Genomic DNA, 24,168 nt, shown 5'->3' with positions numbered 1-24,168 from the left:
AGATAGGTGCTCAGACTTTCCAACCGCTGTGGATAGCAACAAGGCCGCCCATCATCGGCTCAACCTTCGTCTGGCCAAAACCAGCATCTTCGATCATGCCGCGAAATTTCTCCATCGGCGGGAACCGGTCGATGGATTCGGCAAGATAACGATAACTGTCTTCATCATTTGCCACGGCCTTGCCGATTTTGGGTAGGACACGATGCGAGTAAAAATCATAAATCTTGTCAAACCCTGGCCACAGCGTCTTGGAAAATTCCATGCAATAGAAACGCCCACCATAACGCAAGACCCTGTGTGCTTCAGCAAGCGCTTTTTCGATATGGGTTACATTGCGGATGCCGAAGACAATTGTGTAAGCGTCAAAATGGGCATCGGGGAAATTGAGCTCCTCCGCATTCTGTTCGCTCCAGACCAAGCGGCCTTCGCCCTTTTTTATTGCGCGGTCGAGTCCTTCTGACAGCATATCCGGATTGATATCAGCTACCGTTATATTGGCTCCGCTGTCGACCATACGAAAGGCGATATCTCCGGTGCCGCCAGCCATATCGAGTATCTCTTCGCCTTCACGCGGCTTCACGCGGCGAACAAAGCGATCCTTCCACAATCGATGTGTGCCTGCACTCATGGCATCGTTCATCACATCATATTTGCTGGCAACATTGGAGAAGACTTGACCGACACGGCCCACCTTTTCGTCTTCATCCACCTCTTCATAGCCGAAGGAGACTGTCTTGGTTTCGATCATATACTGGTTGCTCGTATCTTTGGAATCAGTCCCCGGAATCTGTCCGGGCGCTATTTTCAATGACAAGCATTAGACGACGCTTGGCAGCACTGCAATCACCCTGTAGCTGCTGAACAGAGCGATATTGCGATATTTTGAGAGTCATGATGCCAGAATTACCAGAAGTTGAGACAACCGTCGCCGGTTTGCGGCCGGTATTGGAGGGTAAAAGGCTTACTCTGGTCGAGCCACGCCGGGCTGATTTGCGCCGTCCCATCCCGACCGATCTGCGCCAGCGGATGACGGGAGCAAGAGTGACGCAACTTGCGCGCCGCGCCAAATACGGTTTGATCGAGACGGATCGCGGGGACGTGATGATCTTTCATCTGGGCATGTCGGGGCGGTGGCGGATTGATCCGGCGGAGCTGGAGAAGCACGATCATCTGGTGTTGGAAACCGAAGAGGACCGGCGGTTGGTGCTTAATGATCCACGCCGCTTTGGCTCGCTGGATCTGATTCGGTTGGAGGACATGGGCCAATATGGACCGTTTGCGGCGATGGGGCCGGAACCTTTGGGGGATGATTTTACCGGCTCCTATCTCAAAGCGGTTACCAGGGACCGCAAAGCACCAATCAAACAACTATTGCTCGATCAACGCAATGTCGCAGGGCTGGGCAATATTTATGTGTGCGAGGCGCTGCATATGGCAGGGATTTTGCCAAGCCGGATGGGGGGCGGAATCTCGAAGCGCCGCTATGACAAGCTGGTCGTGGCGATCAAACAGGTGTTGGCATCGGCTATTGCCGCTGGCGGATCGTCGTTGCGAGATTTCGTCCAACCGGACGGGGAACTGGGTTATTTTGCCAAGGAATGGCTTGTATATGGCCGTGAAGGAGAGGATTGCGCGTGCGGTGGCGCTGTCTTGCGTAAGGTCGACAGTGGTCGATCCACCTTTTACTGTCGAAAATGCCAGAGCTGAAGGGCCGTTGCGGCTGTTTGACTAAGCTATTGACGGGAATCATCTAGGAAGCTAATGACCGCCGACTTGAGCCGAGGTTGCGTATGTAATCGGCGGCTACCCAGCATTTCAGTTTTGAGGAAATTTCATGGCTAATACGCCGCAAGCAAAGAAACGTATCCGTCGCAACGAGCGCCGCACGGTCATTAACAAGAACCGCGTGAGCCAGATTCGTACGAAGATCAAATCCGTTGAAGCTGCTTTGGAAGCAGGCGATAAAGCCGCCGCGACCACCGCACTTGCCGCAGTTCAGCCGGAATTGGCACGCGGCGTGGCGCGCGGTGTGTTCCACAAGAATACAGCATCTCGGAAATTCAGCCGCCTGACAAAACGGGTCGCTGCGCTGGGATAATGTGGTCTCGGCCACGGCCGGACAGATTTCCTAAAAAAGAATCACCCGCCTGATTTTCGGCGGGTTTTCTTTTGTCTGAATCAGATTAGCATCAGTCCGCTGCGCCGAATCATCGCGAAAAACCCGACCATCCCGGCCGTTGCTTCATCGCTAAGCTCAATAAATATCCGCCGGCCATCTTGTTCGTCGGCCTTGCGCAGGAAAATCTCTTCTTCGGTCATTGTCTTAATCCAGCGCAGGGCGGTTGTTGGCGGCACGCTTGCGGCAATACATAGGCTGGAAACCGCAACCTTGGTGCCTTCCAACCGCGCTGCCATCAGGTCCAGCAACATATCCCATGCCGGGTCGGCAAACAGTTCTGCATCAAAATACTGATCCCTAAGCCGTCTCGCTTTGATCAGACCGCGTACTTCATCCGCTGATATTGGCCGAGAAAGGCTAACAGCCTGATTATCGGTTTCCCCGCCTGCCTCTGTAGTTGGCGGGGTTGATGGTCGCATCGGTTTGAAACTGACCGGAGGATCGGCCAGCTTTGTATCTTCATCCCGCTCGTGAAAAGGGTTGCCGATTAGATCCCTGTCGCTGCCCGATTGATCCGGCCCGGATAATTTGACCAGCGCCCTGGCAATGCGCTCCACATCAGCCGAAATTTTCTTGAGATCCGCCAGATCTATTTCGTCCCGGTCGGCAAAAAGACTGCTGATCGATCGTTTGGTTCTGTGTTCAAGGGAGACAAATAGCTCTGCCACGCTGTCGCTTAGCAGGTGTTCCACATGGGGATATTCGACTGCAGCCAAGGTCGAGTCTAGCAAGTCCAGATCTGTGCGAATCAGCATCGGTAGACTTGATGCCTCACAAAAGCGCTCAACCCTTCCCAAGGCTTCGGCCTGTGCCTCATTCCATTCGGTAATCTGAATAACAATGGCGGCCACATTAAGTCGTTCGGCAAATTCTTCATCCGGAGCGTCTATCGGTAGCGGCGCACACCGCCCGCCAAGCAATTCTATGGCATGGGTGTAAAGGGCCTGTAGGTGCGCATCGTCAGAAACCAATAATATCTGCCCGCCCCAAATATCATCATCTGTCGTTTGACCCATGTCGCTATAATACTCTTCTGAACAACCCTGCGAAATCTTATCGTCCGCTCCACCTAACATTATGGTGGCTCGTCTCCAAATAATATCGGTCGATTCGTATCTTGGTGTAAAACGACATACTGCTCTGGCCTGTGCTATGTTTCATTCCGGTTAGACCAACCTTTGCCCTGGATCATACGGAACATATATTGATGACGATCTCAGTGATTTTGTTTGTACATCAAGTGGTTGTTATTAAACATGAATATTGGAGAATCTGGCGAATTTTGGCATGTTGCGAGCAGAAAAGCCGGCACCTGGAGTGAATAAACTGTCGATGAACGGTACTATTTTATCGTTCAATGGTGGTTCAGCATGCTAAAGTTACTACATTACAAGGATGGCGGGTTAGTTGTAAGTTGAAGGAATGATCATGACAGCGTCCAAATTCAAAAGTCCGAAGGGCTTGAAGTTGAGAATTTTCATGCCGCTCGCGTTTCTGGCACTCGGTGCCTGTGCTTCTCCCTTTCGGGCCGACGTGCAGAGATTCGCAGCCCTGCCGCCGGCGCAGGGGCAAAGTTTTGCCGTGGTTGCTTCTGATCCAGAACTTTCCGGCGGACTGGAGTTTGCCCAATATGCAGCGCTTGTCGAGCAGCGCATGACAGACCTTGGTTACCAATTGACCGATGATCCCGCGCAGGCGCAATTGATTGTCAGCATGGACTATGATGTCGACAAAGGCCGTGAAAAGGTTGTTGGCGATTATGATCCATTCTTTGCGACCAGCTTTTATGGGCGCCGCGGTTTTTACGGCCATCGTGGTTTCTATGGTCGTCATCGCTACCGTTATGGCTTCCACGACCCGTTCTTGTTCGGCGGCTATGGGTTTTCGGGTTATGGCGGGGTTCGCAGTTTTACCGTCTACACCACAGAACTGGATATGAAGATCGACCGGACAGCCGATGGAGAGCGCCTGTTTGAAGGCAAGGCAGAGGCAATGTCGCGGTCAAAGAACCTGACTTATCTGGTACCTAATCTGGTCGAAGCGATGTTCACTGACTTTCCAGGCAATAGCGGGGAACGTGTTCGCATCTCGGTAGCGCCGGAAAAGAACTAACCGACTTTTAAGTTTCCACCCTTTGATTGAACAGGACGTTTCCGTGTTCTGTCAGCTTTCGAGCTGACGGAGCAACATCCTTACATCATTGTCCATCTCGGTATCTTCACCGCGCAATTGTTCGACCAGCTTCACGGCATGGATAACCGTGCTGTGATCGCGTCCACCGAATTTTCGGCCAATTTCGGGATAGCTTCGCGGGGTCATTACCTTGGCGAGATACATGGCCACCTGACGAGGGCGGGCAACCGCGCGAGCACGGCGCTTGGATGACATCTCGTTGCGGTCAAGGCGATAATATTCGCATACTGTGCGCTGGATTTCGTCAATCGTAATCCGGCGGCGGCAAGCGCTCAATATGTCCGACAACTGTTCCTCAGCCAATTCCTTGGTGATAGGTCTGCCGGTCAGTTGAGCGTAAGCAAGCAGTTTGTTGAGGCCTCCTTCCAGCTCCCGCAGGTTGCGACTTATCGTGCGTGCGAGAAATTCTACGACATCCTCGGACACTTCCTGATGCGGCAAGCTGGCAAGACGATGCTGCAAAATGTCGCGGCGCAACTCGAGACCTGCCGATTGTATGTCAGCGACCAGCCCCATGGACAGGCGTGACAATAGCCGTTGGTCTACGCCGTCCAATGCCTGTGGCGGACGATCGGCAGCGACGACCACCCGCTTGCCCCGGCTGATCAGGGAATCGACGGTATGAAGAAACTCTTCCTGTGTAGAAATCTTGCCGACGATGAACTGGATATCATCAATCATCAAAAGATCTGCTTCTCGCAGCGCCGCCTTAAATTCCATGGCCTCATTGCGCCGCATGGCTGACACAAATTCTACCATGAAACGCTCGGCAGACATGTAGATGACCCGTGCGCTCGGAAATTCGGTCCGGTAAGCATGGCCAATCGCATGCATTAAATGGGTTTTTCCCTGACCGGTAGAAGACTGCAGATATAATGGGCTGAATAGTGGTTTTTCGGGAGACGCCATGCGCTGTGATGCATTGAGCGCCAGAACATTGCTATGTCCTGCGATAAACTCATCAAAGGTCATCCGGGGATCAAGATCGAGCTGGAATTTTCCGGATGAAGTCTTGGCAATTGCTTCATTGGCAACGGCTTTGTCTTTTTTTACCTTTGCGATGCGCGCGGTGCCGGCCTTGGCCGAAAAACTGATATTTTTTACGTCAGTAGAATGAGCCTTCCAAGCCAATGCCAATCGCTCTGCGTAGCGTTCGCGTACCCAATTGGCCGCAAATTCGGAAGGCAGGACCAGCTGCAATTCACCGCTGTCCGAATCGAATCGAGCAAGTTTAATTGGCTTTATCCACTGACCAAAAATTTGTGCACCCAGATCACGGCGCAGGCCGGAACATATTGTCTGCCATGTATCAGTCAGCTGAGATGCAACATCATCCTGACTTTGTGAATCCTGAATACGCACTTTCGCTGTTGTCGCCTTTGTGGCTGGATTGGTGCCCGCTTTTCCTGATCTTTGTACCACTAACATCCCCCGATTTATCTCTTACCCGCGTCATCGCGGGGCCGCTCATCGACTGGACAATTTGCTGCGCTTCCCAATGATTCCCAGCCAAAGGAAACGCGGGACACAGAAAACCTTATGCTGAAAACTCGTTTTCAACGGTACTTTTTTCAATGTCATAGAGGCCAGGATTGTCGAATCCTTAGCCGCCAGCCGATGCCTCTTAGTAAGCGCGTAAGAACGAGTCGAGCAAGGCCGCTGGTGTAAAAAAAATGAAATAATTTGATTGACAGCGGCAAGCTCAGGAAAAATCGAATATTCTAACTAAACCATTGAAACAAAAAAAATATATTCTGTGGATAATCAGGTATAAGCTGCGAATCGCGGTGTGACCGTAGGTTTTGCATCATGTTACAAAATCGAGATGCACGGACATCTGCACATGACTGGTATTTTGATATTTTGAAAAAGCCTGCGGAAAGGTGCTTGCCAAAGCCCTCATGATTTGGCAATGGCCCCGAACACTTCATGGGCTGGCCTCATGCAAGGGCGATTAGCTCAGTTGGTAGAGCGCTTCGTTTACACCGAAGATGTCGGCAGTTCGAGCCTGTCATCGCCCACCATTTTTTGATTCTCTTTTTACCTCAAGCGCCGGGCGCGGGCATCCGCCCGCTTGGCTTTCCTCGCATAAGCTCGGGCGCGCGGTCGCGCTTGCCGACGCTTCGCGTCGGTCTGGTGACAGATTTAACTGGTTAAACCTAAAGAGCATCGTCCGAGCGTAGCGAGGCAAGGCCGACCGGCCGCCGCGCCTTATGGCGCGACAGCCAAGCGGGCGGATGCCCGCGCCCGGCGCTTGAGGTCAATAAAGACTCCTCCCGCCAAGAGCTTCGATTCCAACTAACTCTCGGCCAGTGTCTCTTCCATCAACATCGCGGCTCTTGCACCATCCCAATCCATGGCACCTAATACCCGCCATACCTCCGCACCACTGGCATCATACAGCACGGTGGTCGGCATTAGCCCCGATCCGAATCCGAAACTCAGGCCGTTTTCCTGATCGGTATAGGCCTCCAGCTCATTGAAATTCGCCTTGGCAAAGAACGGGTCGACCTTCTCAGCGCCCTGAATATCCTGTGAAACGACAAGGACTTTCAGCCGATCCTTTTCCCGTGCCGCCAGTTCATCCAGCATCGGCATTTCAACGATACAAGGCGCACACCATGTCGCCCATATGTTTACCAGTACCGGTTTGCCGACAAAGTCTGACAGACTGACTGTCTTGCCATCCGGGTCCTTGAACGGGGTGTCGACCATCGGGCTGCCGCGCTTGGAAATATCAAGACGACCGACAAGGCCGCTGTGACTTTCGATGGTTTCACTCTGCACAGTGCCATCATAACCTTGCCCCACTTCATCGGATTGCCTATCGCCAGATTGGTCATTACACCCAACGAGCATTACAGGCAGGGACAGAAACAGGAATAATCGCATCACTAATCGCACATCAGATTCCAACAGCCAGAGTTCCAACACAATGTGGGGCGGCAGGTTTGCCGACGGCCCCTCGTCAATCATGCGCGAGATAAACGCGTCTATCCCGTTCGACAAGAAATTATGGCGCCAGGACATTCGCGCATCGCTCGCTCATGTTGAGATGCTTGCAAAGCAGGGCATTGTCGAGGCGGAAGACGCAGCGAAGATCATCGAAGGCCTCAATCAGATCGCCGGGGAATATGAAACTGACGGCGTTCCTGAGAATCTTGACCTTGAAGATATTCATATGACGATTGAAGCGCGGCTGACCGAGATTGTCGGCCCGGTGGCCGGGCGGTTGCATACGGCGCGCTCGCGCAATGATCAGGTTGCGACGTCGTTCCGCCTTTGGGTGCGCGATGCCATGGATGATGTGTCCGGCGGTCTTTGGAATCTCAGGGAAGCGCTGATTACCCGGGCCAAGGAACAAGCCGATACGATCATGCCCGGCTTTACCCATCTGCAGGTTGCACAGCCGATTACCATGGGGCACCATCTGCTGGCCTATTATGAAATGTTTGCTCGTGACAGTAGCCGTTTCTGGGCGGCCAAACAGCGTTTGGATGAATGCCCACTAGGTGCTGCTGCGCTTGCCGGTACCGGCTTTCCCAACGATCGGCAGATGACTGCCGAGGCTTTGGATTTTGGTGCAGCAACAGCCAATTCGATGGACAGTGTCTCCGACCGTGATTTTGCGCTCGATTATCTGATGGCTGCATCACAAACAGCGCTTCATTTATCGCGGCTGGCGGAAGAGGTCATTATCTGGGCATCTCAGCCGTTTGGTTTTGTGAAATTGTCCGATCAATGGTCCACCGGCAGCTCCATCATGCCGCAAAAACGCAATCCTGACGCGGCGGAACTGGTGCGCGGACATGCTGGCCGGATTATCGGATGCCTCAACGCTTTGATGATGACCATGAAAGGCCTGCCACTTGCCTATTCCAAGGATATGCAGGACGACAAGCCGCCGGTATTCGAGGCACATGATCTGCTTGGCCTTTCGCTTGCTGCAATGACCGGCATTGTCGAGAGTGTGACTTTTGTACCTGAACGGATGCGCGCTGCTGCTGACAGCGGCTTTTCAACTGCAACTGATCTTGCCGACTGGTTGGTGCGGGATGTCAACATCCCGTTCCGGGAAGCACATCATATTACCGGGGCTGCGGTAAAGCTGTGCGAGGAGCGCGGATGCGGCCTTGCAGACCTGACGCCTGCCGACCTTGTCGCAATTGATGCCAGGGTTGAAGGGTATGATATGCCGGATTTGAGCGTCGAAGGCTCGGTGGCCAGCCGAACCAGCTATGGCGGAACCGCGCCGGAGCAGGTAAGACAGCGGATCGCGGAACTGGAACAGACGAATCGGTTATGAACAATTTTGGAAAAATAGCGGTTATCGCTTCACTGGTCATTGTTTCTGCCTGCGGCAATCGCGGGACATTGGAACCGGCCAAAGGGCAGTCGCTTCCGGCGCCCGTTTATGGTGAGGCAGAAAGGCCTACCGGTGAAGAATTGATCACCCCCTCCACCCAGGCACAGCCCGAGCGCAGCGATGAACTGCTGCGCCGTTCGGAGAAACGGCAAGATGATAAATTCGACCTGCCGCCGCCTGGCTAAGACTGCATTTCCTCTACTATCTAAATCCGAAAGCCCCGCCCGATGGACCATTTTCAACTTAAAGATGGCGTGCTGCATGCCGAAGATGTTGCGCTCCCGGACATTGCCGATCAGGTTGGCACGCCCGTTTATGTTTATTCCCGCGCCACGCTGGAGCGTCATGCTCGCGTATTTCGGGAAGGATTAAAAGATGCTGGCAAGGTCCATCTGGCCTTTGCGGTGAAATCCAATCCCAATCTCGCGGTGCTGAAAATTCTTGCCAATCAGGGTTATGGCGCCGACGTGGTCTCCGGCGGTGAATTGGAGCGTGCTCTGGCGGCAGGTATGAAGGCTGAAGATATCGTGTTTTCGGGCGTTGGCAAAAGCCGCGCCGAACTCACACTCGGCCTCGAAAAAGCGATTGGACAATTCAACCTCGAGTCCGAAGAAGAAGGCCAGATGCTGGCGGAAATTGCCGCGGCGCGCGGTGAAAGAGCCTCTGCAACGCTGCGCGTCAATCCCGATGTCGATGCAGGCACCCATGCGAAGATCTCCACCGGTAAAGCGGAGAATAAATTCGGCGTCGCGATTGATGTAGCACCCGAAATTTTTGAGCGCCTATCCAAGCTTGAAGGGCTGAACCTGCGCGGTGTTGCGGTACATATTGGCAGCCAGCTACAAAAACTCGACCCGCTGGAAAAATGCTACGTGCGCATGGGGCAATTGGTCAGTGACCTGCGCGCTGCGGGTCACGAAATCACGCATGTCGATCTCGGCGGCGGTCTTGGTGTGCCCTATAAGCCAGAGGAAAATCCCCCCAGTCCGGCCGATTACGGAGCAATGGTCGCGCGTGTGACCCAGGGGTGGGACGTGACGTTGATGTTTGAGCCCGGCCGGGTGATTGCGGGTAACAGCGGTGTGATGATGACACAGGTCATTCGGATCAAACCCGGCGTGAACAGCGACTTTGTGATTGTCGATGCCGCGATGAATGATCTGATGCGACCGGCCATTTATGATGCCTGGCACCATTTCGAAGCCGTCCAGCCATCTGGCGATACCATGACTGCATCCATTGTCGGTCCGATTTGCGAAAGCAGTGATATCTTCGCCAAGGAACGCGAGGTGGACCGGGTGCAAACCGATGATCTTGGTATTTTCCGAACCGCAGGTGCCTATGGAGCGACCATGGCCAATACCTATAACAGCCGTCCACTGGTTCCCGAGGTGCTGGTCGATGGCGACAAATATGCCGTAGTGGCAGAGCGGATAGAACCAGCGACCATCATGGCCGCAGAGCATGTGCCCGACTGGCTGAAATAGACCATGGACCAGCTACCGATCTTCGTGACGTTGAAAGGCCGCAAAGTCATATTGCTCGGCAGCGGAGAAATGGCAGATGCTAAGCGGCGGCTCTACGAACGCGCTGGTGCTATAATCACCGGTGATGAAAACGCCGATGCTGCCTTGGCGGTCGTTGCTCTTGAAGATGATGATGAAGCAGCGGCAGCGGTCGAGCGCCTGAAAGCGCGCGGCTTGTTGGTCAATGCCGTCGATCGCTCGGCGCTTTGTGATTACACTACGCCCGCCATTGTCGATCGCGATCCGGTGCTTATCGCCATTGGAACGGGCGGTGCATCAGCAGGTCTTGCCAAGGCCGTGCGCCAGCGATTGGAACAGATGCTGCCTGCGGGATTGGGACAGCTGGCTCGTGGTTTGTTCGCTGCCCGCGACCGGATTAAAAACGGTTGGCCAGATGGAGCCGACCGTCGCCGTGCGATTGATGCAGCACTCAATCCCGGGGGAACGCTCGACCCGTTTGCCGATCATGATGCACAGGCCATTGACCTTTGGCTCGCCGATCCAGCGGCAGGCAATCAGACCGGAGTGATCGAACTCAATCTACACAGCGCTGACCCCGACGATCTGACGATCAAACAGGCGCGGCTATTGGGTCAGGCCGATGTGATCTATGCGGACGCCAGTGTACCGGAGGCCATATTGGTCCGAGCGCGCGCGGACGCCGAACGTTTTGATTTGGGTACGTTTGATGCCACACAGGTCACAGGACTGACATTGGTGATACGATACGGATAGGCGGAGCAAGGGGTTTATATGGCATTGGGGCAGGGCGACATTATCACGGTATTGCAAACCGCACTGGCACCGGCTTTTCTGTTGGTGGCCGTCGGGGGCATGCTGAGCCTTTTTGCGGGCCGATTGGCGCGGATTATTGACCGGTCTCGTATATTGCAGAACCTGTTCAACGAAACCGAAGGCCATGAGCATCAATGCATTGTCGACGAGCTGCATGATCTGCAGCTCCGGATCAAAATCGTAAACAGCGCAATCTATCTCAGCGTTATCAGCGCTATCGTCGCCTGTATTCTCATTGGCCTGCTGTTTGTTATGGGGCTGACCGGTTTCAATCTTTCCGGAGTGATCGCCGGTTCCTTCATTATCGCGATGAGCTTGCTGTCGATTGCCCTCGTCCAGTTTCTGCGAGAGGTCCGTATAGGCGTTCGTGACTTCATGATCCGCGAAGAGTTTCTTGAGCGAAGTGACCCGCAAAAATGAAAAGAGGCTGTCAATCTCTCGGATCAACAGCCTCTAAGCATGGGTCAGCGGTTGGAAGTGCCGCTGCCGGGAAACTTGATCTTTAGATCAAATATGTCCCCCGAACGGATTTTTCCGACCCCTGTGCTGAACCATGAGACATCGGACCACCTCCTTTCGCTTGTTGATAAGATACGAACTGTTGCATTGAAAATCTCCGCTTGTTCGACGATTCGAATGTGAATCATTCGTCATGTGCGAACAAGACTTGAATTATTTTATTTTGCTGTCAGAATTCGGCGTTCCGTCCAAAAACAGACTTGTCGCATCAGCCTCACCGCTCGGCTGAAACCTGTTCATTGCACAGGACTAGCGACGGCAATCCTCTACAACACGGGTAAATTCGGGCCAGATTGGAATGGCAAGAGAGCGCAATCCGGTTGTTTCAACCGCAAACCGGCCACGACTGAACGCGATCCGGTCCATCATGTAATCTGTCACTGGCAGAGCGATCGCCGCATAATCCAGAGGGCCGCCGCTATTGCGAGCTGGATAAGACTGCATGCCGGAGCTGGCTCGCAAAGTCATTTGTGCCCCTGCTGGCACTACGCCCTCCCGGGACAGGAATAATTGATTGCGGCCCTGATCACAGCGGATCAAAAATGTCGCTTCCATATTGGGTGGACCGAATAGTGCGATGGAACCCCGTTCATCCGTGCGATAAACCCAGTTTCCTTTCGCCAGTGGCCAATCGGTCCAGACCCCGCGCATCGGTTCCGGTGGCGGTGTGGGGGAAGGAGCCGGGGCAGGCGTCGGTGCAGGAGCGGGGGTCGGCACCTGCGTCTCTGCGGGAGCAGGTGCCGGTGCGGGCACTACGCCGGAACAACCGGCCGCTAACAATATGGCGGAAAAGGCAAAAGTGATTCTCATGACATCGAATATGGTCAAAACCATATGCTTCGGCTAGTCCCATTTTCATATGGCACAAAATGAAACGCGCCCTGCGAAAACCGCTCCACCCGCTGAGGTGGGCCAGGCAAAAGCAAAAAAATTGCGGATTGACCAGATATTGGTCGAACGCGGTCTGGCAGAAAGCCGCGCCAGGGCCCAGGCCTATATCATGGCTGGGCTAGTCACGGTCGGTGACCAGAAAGTGGATAAGCCCGGTCAGAAATATCTCGATGATATTGCCGTCAATCTGAAAGGCAAAGATCATCCCTGGGTCTCGCGCGGCGGGATAAAGCTGGATCATGCGCTGGATCATTTCGATATTGCCGTGACCGATATGGTTGCAATTGACGTCGGAAGCAGCACGGGCGGCTTTACCGATGTCATGCTGAGCCGCGGTGCAGTGAAAGTCTACGCGGTGGACAGCGGCACCAACCAACTTGCCTGGAAGCTGCGTCAGGATGAGCGCGTGGTCGTTCACGAACAGACCAGCGCACGGATATTGACCGCGGAGCATATCCCCGAAGAGGTTGACCTGATTGTCTGCGATGCCAGTTTCATCTCGCTCACCAAAGTGCTCGAGCGACCATTGACCTTTGCAAAACCCGGCGCGGAACTGGTGGCGTTGATCAAGCCGCAATTTGAGGCCGAACGCGCTGATGTGGGCAAAGGCGGTGTGGTCCGCGACCCGGCTGTACATGATCTGGTTTGCGAAAAAATACGCAATTGGCTGACCGAGAGCGGATGGGCTGTGCAGGGTGTCGCGACAAGTCCGATTACGGGACCCAAAGGCAATGTCGAATTTTTGATCTTTGCAAACTTGCCAAGCACTCAAGCAAGTTCTAGCGAAAACACATGAAATCAAACGTTACGGATGGAATAGAATCGCCGCTTAACCTGACGGAAGCAGGCGGTTTTGATATGGAAAAATTTGGGCGGGAGAGCCTGACCTGGATCACAACTCATTATGTGGAACTGATCATCGCGACGATACTCGCCGTCGGGATTTTCCTGCTGCTATCCGCCGTCAAGGGGCGTTTGACGAAGCTATCCAATAACCGTGCTGATGATGAGCGCGGTGCAGCGACGCTGATACTGCGTACGGTATCACGGACAGGGATGTTTTTTCTCCTCGCCCTGTCGATCAAGATGGTAGCGGGCATCGCCCAAGCGCCTGACCAGCTTGCTGGATTGATTGATTTGATATTTTTCATAGCGCTCGTTTTCCAATCGGCCATCTGGTTGCGGGCGATTATATTGGGACTGATTGACCGCAAAATCATGCTGTCGGATCGCGGTCGGGCAGAGCTGCAAAATGCGCGCGACTTGATCCGTTTAATGGTGACCATAGCGTTGGCGGTAATTGCTGCCGTCATCATTCTCGACAATATCGGGGTTAATGTGACCGCGCTAGTGGCGGGCCTTGGCGTTGGTGGCATTGCCATCGGTCTGGCTGCGCAGGGTATATTTTCCGATCTGTTCGCGGCCCTTTCGATCATTTTCGACAAGCCTTTTCAAAAAGGAGATTCGATCATGTTCGATGGATTTGATGGCAGCGTTGAAGCGACCGGTTTAAAAACCACAAGGCTGAGAAGCATTACCGGCGAGCAGGTGATTGTTTCCAACGCCAACCTGCTCGACAAGCAGCTACGCAATCTCACACGGCTTACAAAACGCCGCATCCGCTTTCCCATCGGTGTCATCTATCAGACCACGCCAGAGCAGCTTGATGCCATTCCCGACATTTTCAAATCCATCGTTGAGGACCTTGGATTTTACTATGTCCGTTGTGGTTTTATCGGTTTTGGCGATAGCTCGCTAAACTTTCGCATGGAGTTTGAAATTTTCAGTGCCAGATGGGAAGAAGTCTTTAAAGGCCGCAACGATGTCGGCTTGGCCATTGTCAAACGCTTTGCTGAAGAAGGCATTGAATTTGCTTATCCGACACAGATGAACTTTACAGCCGGGCCAGACGGCGCGGCAATATAGCTGGATCGGCGAGCGGAATTTTCCTCTTTTCGTGTAGGAGCTAGCTTGCCGTAGCGTCAGCGCAAAGGCGAAAACCTGTCAGGACCAGTAGCAAAGAAAAACCTTGTTAATTGGCCGATTAAAAGAGATTATACGCTCCAAATTCGACTCAGAAATCTCACAATAAAGGATCACTATCATGCGTGACGCAGTCATCGTTTCCACCGCCCGGACCCCCATCGGACGTGCTTATAAAGGCGCCTTCAACGCAACCGCTGGTCCAACCCTCGGCAGCTATTCAGCCAAAGCCGCTGTTGAACGCGCCGGCATTGACCCTGCGACTGTCGAAGACGTGGTTTGGGGCAGCGCGCTGCAACAAGGCACACAGGGCGGTAATCTTGGCCGTAATGTGGCGCTACGCTCCGGTTTCCCGATCGAAGTTCCGGGCATGACGCTGGACCGCCAATGTTCATCCGGTCTGATGGCCATTGCCACAGCCTCCAAGCAGGTCACGATTGACCGCATGGATGTCGTTGTAGGCGGCGGACAGGATTCTATCTCGACCGTACAAACTCCTGAAATGCGTATGGCGCCAGATAAGGCGCTGGTGGCGATGCATGACGATATCTATATGCCGATGCTGCAAACCGCTGAAGTGGTTGGCGAACGCTATGGCATCTCCCGCGAAGCCTGCGACGAATATGCACTCAAATCCCAGCAACGCACTGCCGCAGCTCAGGAAGCGGGCAAGTTTGACGATGAGATTGTCGAGGTTACTGCAACCATGGGTGTGCAGGACAAGGAAACCAAAGAGATTTCCATGCACGAAATCACGCTCAGCAAAGATGAAGGCAATCGCCCTTCAACGACACTGGAAGGTTTGCAAAGCCTTGGCCCCGTTCTTGGTCCTGACAAGATCATCACCGCCGGTAACGCATCGCAGCTATCTGACGGTAGTTCCGCCAGCGTGGTGATGGAAGCCAGTGCTGCTGAAAAAGCAGGTCTGAACCCGCTCGGCCGCTATGTCGGCATGGCAGTGGCGGGCACCAAGCCCGATGAAATGGGCATTGGTCCGGTTTTCGCAATCCCCAAATTGCTTGAAAAATTCGACCTGAAAATGGACGATATCGGCCTTTGGGAACTGAACGAAGCCTTTGCCGTACAGGTGCTTTATTGTCAGCAAAAACTGGGCATTCCTGACGAACTATTGAACGTAAACGGCGGCTCTATCTCTATCGGTCACCCTTACGGCATGACCGGCGCACGTTGTACCGGCCACGCACTGATCGAAGGCAAGCGCCGCGGTGCGAAATATGCCGTTGTCACAATGTGCATTGGCGGCGGTCAAGGCGCAGCAGGATTGTTCGAAGTCCTTTAAAAAGGCGTCACATCCAATACCGAACAAAGTACAGCCAGACAGCGGCTCAGATATCCCGTAACGGGGAGAAATGTCTGTAGTCACTGTCTGGTTTGTCACTTCTTGTCCCTCGTGCCCGAGGGAAATCGCGTGAATATTCCTCCTGAGCCCACCAAACCTGGTCAGGAAAGTGTCTGGGATTATCCCCGGCCGGCTATTGCAGAAGCCAATAGGCGTCACTTGCAGATCATTCACAAGGGTGTAGAAATTGCCAGCACGCATGCTGGTTATCGGACGTTGGAAACAAGCCATCCACCGACCTATTACTTCCCGCCGGAAGATGTGACGTGGACCCATTTATGCGCCAACCCAAAGCGCTCACTTTGTGAATGGAAAGGGCAGGCGCGTTACCTTGATGCAACCATTGACGGAGACTCGCTGGAAGCTGCCGCCTGGACTTATCCGGAACCCACCGCGTCTTTCGCAATGATCCGCAATCATGTTGCCTTCTATCCCGAACCGTTTGACCAATGTCTTGTTGATGGCGAAACGGTTACCCCGCAACCGGGCGGCTTTTATGGCGGCTGGATCACGTCGCATGTTGCTGGCCCGTTCAAGGGTATTCCTGGCAGCCGATTTTGGTGAACCTCCAGATTAAACTTGCGTGACACTGTTGACTCCGCAACAGTCTTTTTCACATCAACATAAAATGATCAGGAGACTAGAATATGGCAGGCGTAGGCGTATTGGCGACTTTGACGGTAGCGGAAGGCAAAAACGCTGATTTTGAAGCAGCCTTTAGTGAACTGATGGCTGCCGTTCGGGAGAATGAGCCGGGCAACGAGTTTTACTCTGTGTTTCAATGCAAGGACAATCCCCAGCAATATAAAGTGCTGGAGCGCTATGTTGATCAGGCGGCGCTGGATGCTCACGGCAAATCGGATCATTTTCGCGCCAGCGGCCCAAAGCTGGCTCCATGTATGGCGGGAGCTCCCGTGATCGAATATCTCGACGGGATTTAATCGGCTCCGGCTGGTTCGAAAGGCGTCTGCAAACAGGTGTATGATCGGGCCACCGGTTTGCTAGTGTCTTTCGACTCTGTGGTTTGATCAGGGCGTGTAATAGGTCGGTGATCCCGGGCCGACTGGCAATCCTATGACGAACGTCCAGACAAAGAAGAAAGCGGACCAGAATAGCAGGAAGAAGATCGTATAGGGCAGCATCATCGCGATCAAGGTACCCACGCCAAGATTCTTATCATAGCGTGTCGCCCATGCGAGGATCAGGCCGAAATAACTCATCATCGGTGTTATGATGTTGGTCGTCGAATCGCCAATTCGGTAAGCCGCCTGAATGGCCTCCGGCGCGTAGCCGATCAGCATCAGCATGGGCACGAAAATTGGGGCTGTGACCGCCCATTGCGCTGACGCTGAACCCAGCGACAGGTTGATGAGAGCGCAGATCAGAATGAAGAAAAAGAAGATGGCGGGGCCGGTCATTCCTGTATCGAGCAGAAATTGTGATCCCGTTACCGCCGTGATAGCACCCAAATTGGTCCAGCCAAAGAAGGCGACAAACTGGGCTGCGAAGAAAACCAGGACTATGTAGAGGCCAAGTGACGCGAGCGCCTGCGCCATGGCATCAATCACATCCCGGTCACTTTTCATGACGCCGACCACACGTCCATATGTGTAGCCCGTGACCACAAAGAAAATCAGGATCCAGACTACAAAGCCGTCGAAAAATGGTGAATCAATGCGATCACCGGTGTCCGGATTGCGCAGCACGCCCCAGTCAGGCAGCAAGGTCAGGGCCATTAGGCCAAGGACACCGAGCAGCGCAATCCCGGCCCAGCGCAGCCCCTTGCGCTCCGTTGGACTAATCTCTTCCATCATATGGTCATCGAGAATAGTGGAATCAGCCCCGGACGGATCATATGTGCCCAGCTTAGGCTCAACGATGAAGATTGTTACCAGCGAGCCGATGATAGTAATCAGGAAAGTGGACCCGATCATGAAATACCAGTTGGCCGTCGCTACGACCGTATAGTCGGGATCAATAAGGCGCGCCGCTTCCTGGGTGATTCCGGCGAGCAAGGGATCGATCGTACCTATTAGCAGGTTCGCGCTATAGCCGCCTGAAACACCCGCAAAGGCCGCTGCCATGCCGGCCAGAGGATGGCGACCGAGGGCATAGAAAATTGCGCCGGCGAGCGGGATTAAAACGACATAACCCACTTCCGATGCGGTGTTGGAAACAATGCCGGCAAAGACGATGGCTACTGTTACCATATGAGGCGGAGCCGACAGAACCATGGAGCGCACGGCGGCCGATAGCAAACCCGATTTTTCGGCTACACCAACACCAATCATAGCCACCAATACCACGCCTAGCGGCGCAAAACTGGTGAAGTTGGTAACAAGGTTGGTGAAGATACGCCGGATACCGTCGCCATCGAGCAGGCTGACGGCCCGGATCATACCGTCCTCTGCAACGCCCGGCGCACCCGCAGGCCGCGGATCAACAACGGCGACGCCCATCCAGCCCAATAGGCCGGACAGGAAAACGACACCGATTGCCAGCACAGCAAACAGGGTTACCGGGTGTGGTAACAGATTCCCGAGCCATTCGACTCCGTCAAGAAAGCGGGTAAAGCCGTTGCGACGAGGTGCTATCGCCTGCTGCTGGCCATCAGCCATGTCCAGTCTCCAATTTATCGCGTATCCAATACAACCGCGACTGGAGAGTGCCAGCGCGACAAACTTAATGAAGACTATAGGCCTGCTGATCGATAATCAAATCCTCTCTTGCAATGCCGACGAAGTGAACTCCTGAAATATGTAACCGCCGTCATATAGTTTCGAACCCGTACAAGACACATTGCCGCTGCAAGCTGTGTCACCAAACAGCTTTGTTCCGCCGCCCAGAAAGATCGGGGCCCTTTTGAGGCGGATAATGTCAATCTCGCCATCGATCATGAGCGAACCGGCAAAATCACCGCCACCACAAAGATAGATTGGGCCATCCTGCTCTTTCCGCAACTTCTGCAAAAACGCCTTCTGGTCGTTGCGCACAAGCCCCACCTCTCGTTCTGCGGGAAGATTGAGTGTCTGTGAAAATATATGGGTTCTGAGATGTGGATAAGGATTGCCGCCGGGTTCCAGCCCGTACTTATAGCCAAATTCATACGTCTTCCGACCCATGATAGCGCATGCATAGGTGGATAGCCTCTGATTATAGTCATCGACAACCGGACCTTCATGCGCGAATTTCGATATATCCCCATCCGGGCCAGAGATGTAACAATCAATAGATACGGCTACGTCATAGACAACAGGTTGCATAGAAGGCTCCGGGGTAGCGGGCAGGGAATAAACTCTTTAGCACAGCTGCAAGGCCTCAGCCCGTATTTCACCGCAAACTTGCCACATTATGTATTGCGCCGATGCATCAGCCTTGTGTGGATTGGCTTCGAAAAAAGCAGATCCTATCCGAGACTCCAAAGCATCAATATCACCAGGCTCAGATATAATGCCAACAAGCTTTTGACTATCCGCCAGTTTCGCGATGCTCGTAAATGGCTATGCAGAGATAAGGAAAGTGGCCGGCGATGTTTCCGTTCAAAATGAATGAAAGGAGGTGATCTATCCGGCGTCTTCAGCCTTGGCAGGAGCCTGGCCTCACTTTCCTTTATGCTTTTACTCTGTCGGGAATCTGCTTCTGTGTGTGGACCGGGAACATCTTTGGTCAAAAATGATGTTGGCGCATAAGCCAATTCTTCAAGCTCGGAGCTTTTCACAGCGCTAGCCGGGACCCGTTTCATTTTGCTGTCAGCGACAACCGAAACATCCTTGCAGGATATTGGGTCTGCACATTGTTGCAACATTTGTGATATCCTCTGAAGTTCAAGTGGGGGGTGTCCCCAATTGGAAAAAATTTGCTGTCTGCGGGTTATAAGCTGACTTTAGCCGCACCGCTTCCGCGCAGGAACCGGCATAGATGCAATGCGGTAGTGCACGGATGCCTATTGGAAGACCTGCGTCAAATTTTTATAAGCTGAACGAGGGCGATGAAGTCACACCATGCCAGCAGCCCATTTTGTTGCATGAAGCTATTGCGGATTTTCGGGTTCAATGCCGCCGATTATCGAGGCATTTGGAGGAAATCGGTACAGGTTGACATAGGCATGAGTTTTTCGCGTTTTTGACCACAAAAGTCCGTTGCTACCTTCGTTGGTTGTTACGATTTTCGGTGGATATCCACCATATTGCGGGAGTCTAAATCTTATGGTTCATCAATCAAAGGCTCAGGATATTCTGACTGTGTCAGAGATTGATATTGTCCGGAGAAGTTTCCTCAACGTCAGTGTTGAAAATGCCCGTGCAGGAGAAATCTTCTATCAAAGATTGTTTGACGACAAGCCGGAGCTTCGCGGATTATTTGTGGGAGATATTTCGGTTCAATCCGAAAAATTGACAAACATGCTGGGCATGATCGTGTCGCAAATTCATAACTTGCCGGATTTGTTGCCAATGCTGGGAGATCTCGCGAGACGTCATTTGGTCTACGGAGTAAAGATCGAGCATTATGAAGATGTTGGCCGTGCACTTCTCCATATGATTCGAGATGTTCTCGGCTCCGATTTTACGCCCGAGACGGAAGCGGCGTGGACAAAAGCATATGATGGAATTGCTCTGACAATGATACAAAGTTCCTTTGGCAAATCCAGTATCTCAAAATATCGGGCTGCATCAAACCCCTGATCGTTCGTTGACGCTTTTCTCGGCTTCGCAAACATTGTGTACCAACCTTTAGAAAAGAGTTGTGGGAGGCTAACCGTAGCGTCTCGCCATATTGTAAACCGTCAGAATCGGCAAAGCTGAGCTTCAAATGGTCAAGGCCGCCTGTATGCGGATAGTGTAGCGAACTTCATGTGTGTGACTGGTGATTTGGCAGCTGCCATGGTGTTACGTCAGTTTGTGCCCATCAACTATGATAGGAAAATATCGGACCGCATTCGGATGATCTTGAAAAGACAGTATCTCTTGGCTTCCCGTATGGTCGTTCCTTAGGGGGGAAACGAGCATCGGGAAGCCGGGTAACTGGCTGGAAAGGTTGAATTAAACCAGCCCCCGCGCCAGCCAGCGACCCTAGAGACAAGTTCCAGATACCCTGTTTAGGCTCAGGGCAGAACCCGTAAAACCGCACCTTTGCTCTGCAGTTATGCGTCTTCGCGCTTGTCGAGATTGCACGTAAAATTGATATCAAATCTGGCGAATCAGGTTTTGCGAGACCTTCATCCCTCTCACATCCAAATGCTTCCAGACTTGCCAAGCAGAAGTTCTTGAAAATGGGCGGGGCCTACTCACAACAGGAGCATTAACAATGCCTGATCTTCGGTTGACTATCTGTGCGTTTCTAGCCGCCGCCGGCTTTGCCCTGACCAGTCACACGGCTCAGGCTAAAACCAGCGTAGCAAACTGTCTTGAATCACAAGATGCAGCTTGTGTGGACATGCTTAATGTCCGTTTGGAGGAAATTGAAAATGCCATGCAGGATCCGGAGGATGAAGCGGTGGCCAAGCTGGGGCGTGTTACAGCCCTGGCGTTGCTGCGCAGACTGGATCTGGCAGCAACCGCACTCGATTCCATGCCCGACAATTCAGGTAATCCGGCGTTCAAAGACTCTGCGATTGTAGCGATTATTTCTGTCCCGACTGAGAACCCGGTGGAGTGGGGCAGGCGTTTGTTGTCCCGGATTGTTTCCCCGGAATATTATGAAACTGCAAGGGCGGCCTATATCATAAATCTGGTGCGGACTTCTGATGTCGATACGGCTTTGCAGGAGCTGGTTGCCACCAATCAACCGGGCGAGCCGACGAGTTATGTAGGTGTATATCAACTCTCACATGCGCTGGCTCTAAAGGGTCGGCTCGATGATGCACTCGAACTTGTTCAAAATAGCAGTGACGGTGATGAAAACCATGAAGGCATGGTGCTGGAATCGCTTGTTATGACACTGATTGACAAAGGCCGGATCGCTGATGCGACGAAAATAATGGCATACATAAAAGCCCCTCTATGGGAAGCTACGGCCAAAAGCCGGGTAGCTGCAGAATTGTCGAAAAATGGGCATATGGCTGACGCGGAGGAACTTTTTGGCCAGGCGAGGCGTAAGATGGCCGCCCTGGATCACCCAGAAGATCGCTTCCGCATATTCGAAAGCTTCACCCGCTCGGCTATTGCTGGAGAAAGGCTCGACTTCGCGCTGAAGGCGGTGGACGATGTCAGCAGTTTTCCCGCTGATCGTGCCGCTGCGCTACAAATAATTTTGGATATCGGAGCCGGAAAACTGGACCAAACAGAATGGCGTCCTATCGCTGATGAACTAATTTCTCTGCGCGCGACGCAACCTCGCAAGGTGCAAATGCCGGCAGAGCGTTGGAACAATGATTGGAGGCGGTTGGCCACTGCAGTCGCCGTCTCGGGGGATTCAAAATTGGCAACAAGCCTGGTCCAGCGTATCCCTGATAAAGATGTGCAGCAGGCGGCTATGGACACCATCGCGATTATCTTGATTCACAGTATGCGGTTTCAGGAAGCGGTCTCTGTGCTGCAGCTTCAGTCAAACCGGGACAGGCAGGTTCAGGGATATATCCGTCTCTCCCAAATTGCCGATAATTATGGTCAAAGCGCTGTGGCAGAAAAAGCGATTTCGACCGCTATTGGCCTCGTTGAAGGGCCTGACTTTGTTCCCGTAAGCGACTCTACCATCAGCATGCTGGCTCGATACGAATCGCGAACCGGTCAGTATGAAGAAGCAGAACTGCGATTGCAGCATATTGAGGATCAAGAGATACAGGTGCGGGCCCGAATTGCTAACTTCGGTTTTGCAACGACGCATGGATCACAAGATGATTATTCCAGATATCTAAAGATTGCCCGGCGGGCAGTTTACGCTGTGAAGTCGGAGAAGGCGAAGTCTCAGCTTTTGAGGGAGCTGGCTTCACAGTTGGTTTATGCGGGGAAATCTGAACCGATTTTTGATCTTGCGAAAACAATTGAAGCGAGTGCGGAACGCGACAGATTTTTGCTGAATATGGCATATGTGTTCAGTGGCTATCAGCAATTTGTCCCGGCCAACAAAGTCGTTTCTGAAATCTCTGATCCTGCAATGCGTATGGTTGAAGAGCATCGATTACTTCTTGCTGTCTTGCGAGCCTCGCCCCTTAGTTAAGGGAGGTCAGTCGGTTGAGCTCAACGGGGTAAGAACCTGACCGCGAATGTTATAGCGTGTCACCAATGGCTGTGATTGCGGGCCGCATTGATTGACCGCGCCTGTATGCTACTAAAAAAATGTCTGGGGCTCTCAGAAATATTCGGGATTTCCCGGGGCTATTTTTGTTATGGTACCAGCTGACCTTCCGTGGTCATCAATATACACATACGCACCCTGATGTTCGGCTATTTTGTAGTAACCGTCGGGGCCGTCCTCCCAATCGATTTTGTAACCGACACCTTCAATGATCATTTGTCCTTTAAAAACATTTGAATTCAGCCCCTTAAGATAAACTTCAGTACTGCTAGGATAGTAAACTGAAACTTGCTTACGGTCTCCGAGATCAACATAGTGTGTGCAGCCGACCATCAGTTCGGACAATGTTTTGCGTTCAAAAAAGATCATGGGGTTTCTCTCTTTGGTTACTACAAATCGCGCTATTTGACGGCATCAACGAGATGTGATGTAAATTCTCATCGAGGTAGTCAAACGCCTCGCACCTGCATATACTACATATATAGAGTAATATTGGATATGCTAATTTGTCAAGGAGTAAACCAGGTTGATCGCATCAAAACACAAGATGTTTTTTCTTCTGCAACGGGCAGCGCATGGCTTGAAGAAAAAGGCGGATACAGAACTACTGGATGCAGGTGGCATGTCCACTGCCCAAGCGGTGGTGATGTCAATAATCGCTGGTCAAGAGGGGGTATCTCAGAGTTATTTGGCGAATAAACTGATGCAGCGTGAGAGTGCGATCACTACGATGGCAAACCGTCTGCTCAAAGCCGGTTACATTACCAGAATGCGCTCTGATACCGACGGCAGGGCATGGGTGTTAAAACCGACGAACGAAGGATTGGTTGCGCTTGATGCGGTGAGAGAGCCCTTTGCAAGCATAAATGCGATTTTGGACGACGCGTTCCCACCGGAAGATGTCGAACGCATTGCTGATGGGTTGATGGATGTATTACGCCAGCTTGAAGTTCTGGAAGATGCAGAGGCGGACCATATCTGAACCTTGCAAAGACTGGATTGCAAGTGCTTCAGGATTTCACGGGAATAATGATTGGCGGGGACTTGAGTGCTTCGAACCTCCAGTCCCCGCCTATTCTGAGAAGCTTAAAAATTTGCGGGAAGAGCTTCCTCAGAAATCTTT

At 52.7% G+C, this 24,168-nt stretch carries 24 protein-coding genes and 1 tRNA gene; 17 read left to right on the top strand and 8 right to left on the bottom strand.

All coding sequences use genetic code 11. The features are described 5' to 3' along the window. Window positions 1–10: 10 nt before the first annotated feature. Window positions 11–748 (bottom strand): class I SAM-dependent methyltransferase, encoded by a 738-nt coding sequence (locus DK507_RS00750; RefSeq protein ID WP_109354120.1) that lies wholly within the window; start codon window positions 746–748, stop codon window positions 11–13. 146 nt (window positions 749–894) lie between these two features. Between DK507_RS00750 and mutM the strand changes: the two genes are divergently transcribed. After that, the gene (mutM, locus tag DK507_RS00745) at window positions 895–1,707 is read left to right on the top strand and encodes a bifunctional DNA-formamidopyrimidine glycosylase/DNA-(apurinic or apyrimidinic site) lyase (protein ID WP_109354796.1); all 813 of its coding nucleotides are present in this window, start codon (window positions 895–897) and stop codon (window positions 1,705–1,707) included. A gap of 127 nt (window positions 1,708–1,834) precedes the next feature. Beyond that, window positions 1,835–2,098: a 30S ribosomal protein S20 gene (rpsT, locus tag DK507_RS00740; RefSeq protein WP_108811207.1), complete on the top strand. Its 264-nt coding sequence runs from the start codon at window positions 1,835–1,837 to the stop codon at window positions 2,096–2,098. An 80-nt stretch (window positions 2,099–2,178) separates the two neighbouring features. Here rpsT and DK507_RS00735 read toward each other — a convergent pair whose 3' ends face one another. Next, the gene (locus DK507_RS00735) at window positions 2,179–3,195 is read right to left on the bottom strand and encodes a hypothetical protein (protein ID WP_162558831.1); all 1,017 of its coding nucleotides are present in this window, start codon (window positions 3,193–3,195) and stop codon (window positions 2,179–2,181) included. Window positions 3,196–3,607: 412 nt separating this feature from the next. On the opposite strand from DK507_RS00735, the gene DK507_RS00730 reads away from it, so the two are divergent. Beyond that, window positions 3,608–4,291: a DUF4136 domain-containing protein gene (locus DK507_RS00730; protein ID WP_109354118.1), complete on the top strand. Its 684-nt coding sequence runs from the start codon at window positions 3,608–3,610 to the stop codon at window positions 4,289–4,291. A gap of 51 nt (window positions 4,292–4,342) precedes the next feature. Here the strand turns inward: DK507_RS00730 and dnaA are convergent, their stop codons facing one another. Beyond that, window positions 4,343–5,800, bottom strand: a complete 1,458-nt coding sequence (dnaA, locus tag DK507_RS00725) for a chromosomal replication initiator protein DnaA (RefSeq protein ID WP_109354117.1) — start codon at window positions 5,798–5,800, stop codon at window positions 4,343–4,345. A gap of 520 nt (window positions 5,801–6,320) precedes the next feature. On the opposite strand from dnaA, the gene DK507_RS00720 reads away from it, so the two are divergent. After that, a tRNA-Val gene (locus DK507_RS00720) sits at window positions 6,321–6,396 on the top strand. A 274-nt stretch (window positions 6,397–6,670) separates the two neighbouring features. Here DK507_RS00720 and DK507_RS00715 read toward each other — a convergent pair. Next, the gene (locus DK507_RS00715) at window positions 6,671–7,264 is read right to left on the bottom strand and encodes a TlpA disulfide reductase family protein (protein ID WP_109354795.1); all 594 of its coding nucleotides are present in this window, start codon (window positions 7,262–7,264) and stop codon (window positions 6,671–6,673) included. A 43-nt stretch (window positions 7,265–7,307) separates the two neighbouring features. On the opposite strand from DK507_RS00715, the gene argH reads away from it, so the two are divergent. The 5 genes from argH to DK507_RS00690 are packed head-to-tail and all read left to right on the top strand — an operon-like array spanning window position 7,308 to window position 11,479. Beyond that, window positions 7,308–8,678, top strand: a complete 1,371-nt coding sequence (argH, locus tag DK507_RS00710; RefSeq protein ID WP_109354116.1) for an argininosuccinate lyase — start codon at window positions 7,308–7,310, stop codon at window positions 8,676–8,678. Next, window positions 8,675–8,923: a hypothetical protein gene (locus DK507_RS00705; protein ID WP_109354115.1), complete on the top strand. Its 249-nt coding sequence runs from the start codon at window positions 8,675–8,677 to the stop codon at window positions 8,921–8,923. Before argH ends, DK507_RS00705 begins: the two co-directional genes overlap by 4 nt. Window positions 8,924–8,965: 42 nt before the next feature. Then, window positions 8,966–10,225, top strand: a complete 1,260-nt coding sequence (gene lysA, locus DK507_RS00700; RefSeq protein ID WP_109354114.1) for a diaminopimelate decarboxylase — start codon at window positions 8,966–8,968, stop codon at window positions 10,223–10,225. Between the two features lie 3 nt (window positions 10,226–10,228). Continuing rightward, a complete protein-coding gene (locus tag DK507_RS00695) occupies window positions 10,229–10,999 on the top strand; it encodes a bifunctional precorrin-2 dehydrogenase/sirohydrochlorin ferrochelatase (protein WP_109354111.1) in 771 nt (256 codons plus the stop codon). Window positions 11,000–11,017: 18 nt separating this feature from the next. Continuing rightward, complete coding sequence (locus DK507_RS00690) at window positions 11,018–11,479, top strand: DUF2721 domain-containing protein (protein WP_109354110.1); 462 nt, start codon at window positions 11,018–11,020, stop codon at window positions 11,477–11,479. Window positions 11,480–11,827: 348 nt separating this feature from the next. Here the strand turns inward: DK507_RS00690 and DK507_RS00685 are convergent, their stop codons facing one another. Next, entirely contained in the window at window positions 11,828–12,412 is a 585-nt protein-coding gene (locus tag DK507_RS00685) for a hypothetical protein (protein WP_162558830.1), read from the bottom strand. Window positions 12,413–12,437: 25 nt separating this feature from the next. On the opposite strand from DK507_RS00685, the gene DK507_RS00675 reads away from it, so the two are divergent. The 5 genes from DK507_RS00675 (at window position 12,438) to DK507_RS00655 (ending at window position 16,753) form a co-directional block, all read left to right on the top strand. Then, window positions 12,438–13,265: a TlyA family RNA methyltransferase gene (locus DK507_RS00675; protein ID WP_109354104.1), complete on the top strand. Its 828-nt coding sequence runs from the start codon at window positions 12,438–12,440 to the stop codon at window positions 13,263–13,265. Beyond that, window positions 13,262–14,395: a mechanosensitive ion channel family protein gene (locus DK507_RS00670; protein ID WP_109354102.1), complete on the top strand. Its 1,134-nt coding sequence runs from the start codon at window positions 13,262–13,264 to the stop codon at window positions 14,393–14,395. Before DK507_RS00675 ends, DK507_RS00670 begins: the two co-directional genes overlap by 4 nt. Before the next feature lie 178 nt (window positions 14,396–14,573). Continuing rightward, complete coding sequence (locus DK507_RS00665; RefSeq protein WP_109354101.1) at window positions 14,574–15,752, top strand: acetyl-CoA C-acyltransferase; 1,179 nt, start codon at window positions 14,574–14,576, stop codon at window positions 15,750–15,752. Window positions 15,753–15,881: 129 nt separating this feature from the next. After that, a complete protein-coding gene (locus tag DK507_RS00660; protein WP_109354098.1) occupies window positions 15,882–16,376 on the top strand; it encodes a DUF427 domain-containing protein in 495 nt (164 codons plus the stop codon). 83 nt (window positions 16,377–16,459) lie between these two features. Further along, the gene (locus DK507_RS00655) at window positions 16,460–16,753 is read left to right on the top strand and encodes a putative quinol monooxygenase (protein ID WP_109354097.1); all 294 of its coding nucleotides are present in this window, start codon (window positions 16,460–16,462) and stop codon (window positions 16,751–16,753) included. Between the two features lie 87 nt (window positions 16,754–16,840). Here the strand turns inward: DK507_RS00655 and DK507_RS00650 are convergent, their stop codons facing one another. Together DK507_RS00650 and DK507_RS00645 are read right to left on the bottom strand one after the other, a co-directional pair. Then, the gene (locus DK507_RS00650; RefSeq protein ID WP_109354095.1) at window positions 16,841–18,430 is read right to left on the bottom strand and encodes an AbgT family transporter; all 1,590 of its coding nucleotides are present in this window, start codon (window positions 18,428–18,430) and stop codon (window positions 16,841–16,843) included. Between the two features lie 96 nt (window positions 18,431–18,526). Continuing rightward, window positions 18,527–19,075 (bottom strand): dihydrofolate reductase family protein, encoded by a 549-nt coding sequence (locus tag DK507_RS00645; protein ID WP_109354092.1) that lies wholly within the window; start codon window positions 19,073–19,075, stop codon window positions 18,527–18,529. A gap of 942 nt (window positions 19,076–20,017) precedes the next feature. On the opposite strand from DK507_RS00645, the gene DK507_RS00635 reads away from it, so the two are divergent. Then, window positions 20,018–20,494: a globin domain-containing protein gene (locus tag DK507_RS00635; RefSeq protein WP_109354090.1), complete on the top strand. Its 477-nt coding sequence runs from the start codon at window positions 20,018–20,020 to the stop codon at window positions 20,492–20,494. 622 nt (window positions 20,495–21,116) lie between these two features. Further along, a complete protein-coding gene (locus DK507_RS00630) occupies window positions 21,117–22,967 on the top strand; it encodes a hypothetical protein (RefSeq protein ID WP_109354088.1) in 1,851 nt (616 codons plus the stop codon). A 132-nt stretch (window positions 22,968–23,099) separates the two neighbouring features. Here the strand turns inward: DK507_RS00630 and DK507_RS00625 are convergent, their stop codons facing one another. Further along, window positions 23,100–23,414 (bottom strand): hypothetical protein, encoded by a 315-nt coding sequence (locus DK507_RS00625; protein ID WP_109354086.1) that lies wholly within the window; start codon window positions 23,412–23,414, stop codon window positions 23,100–23,102. 157 nt (window positions 23,415–23,571) lie between these two features. Between DK507_RS00625 and DK507_RS00620 the strand changes: the two genes are divergently transcribed. Then, entirely contained in the window at window positions 23,572–24,027 is a 456-nt protein-coding gene (locus tag DK507_RS00620; protein ID WP_162558829.1) for a MarR family winged helix-turn-helix transcriptional regulator, read from the top strand. Window positions 24,028–24,168 lie beyond the last annotated feature (141 nt).

It is taken from the genome of Sphingorhabdus sp. EL138, assembly GCF_900258045.1.
GTDB lineage: Bacteria > Pseudomonadota > Alphaproteobacteria > Sphingomonadales > Sphingomonadaceae > Parasphingorhabdus.
The sequence above is the reverse complement of the archived record's forward strand: the minus strand, read 5'-3'. Positions and strand labels throughout refer to the sequence as shown.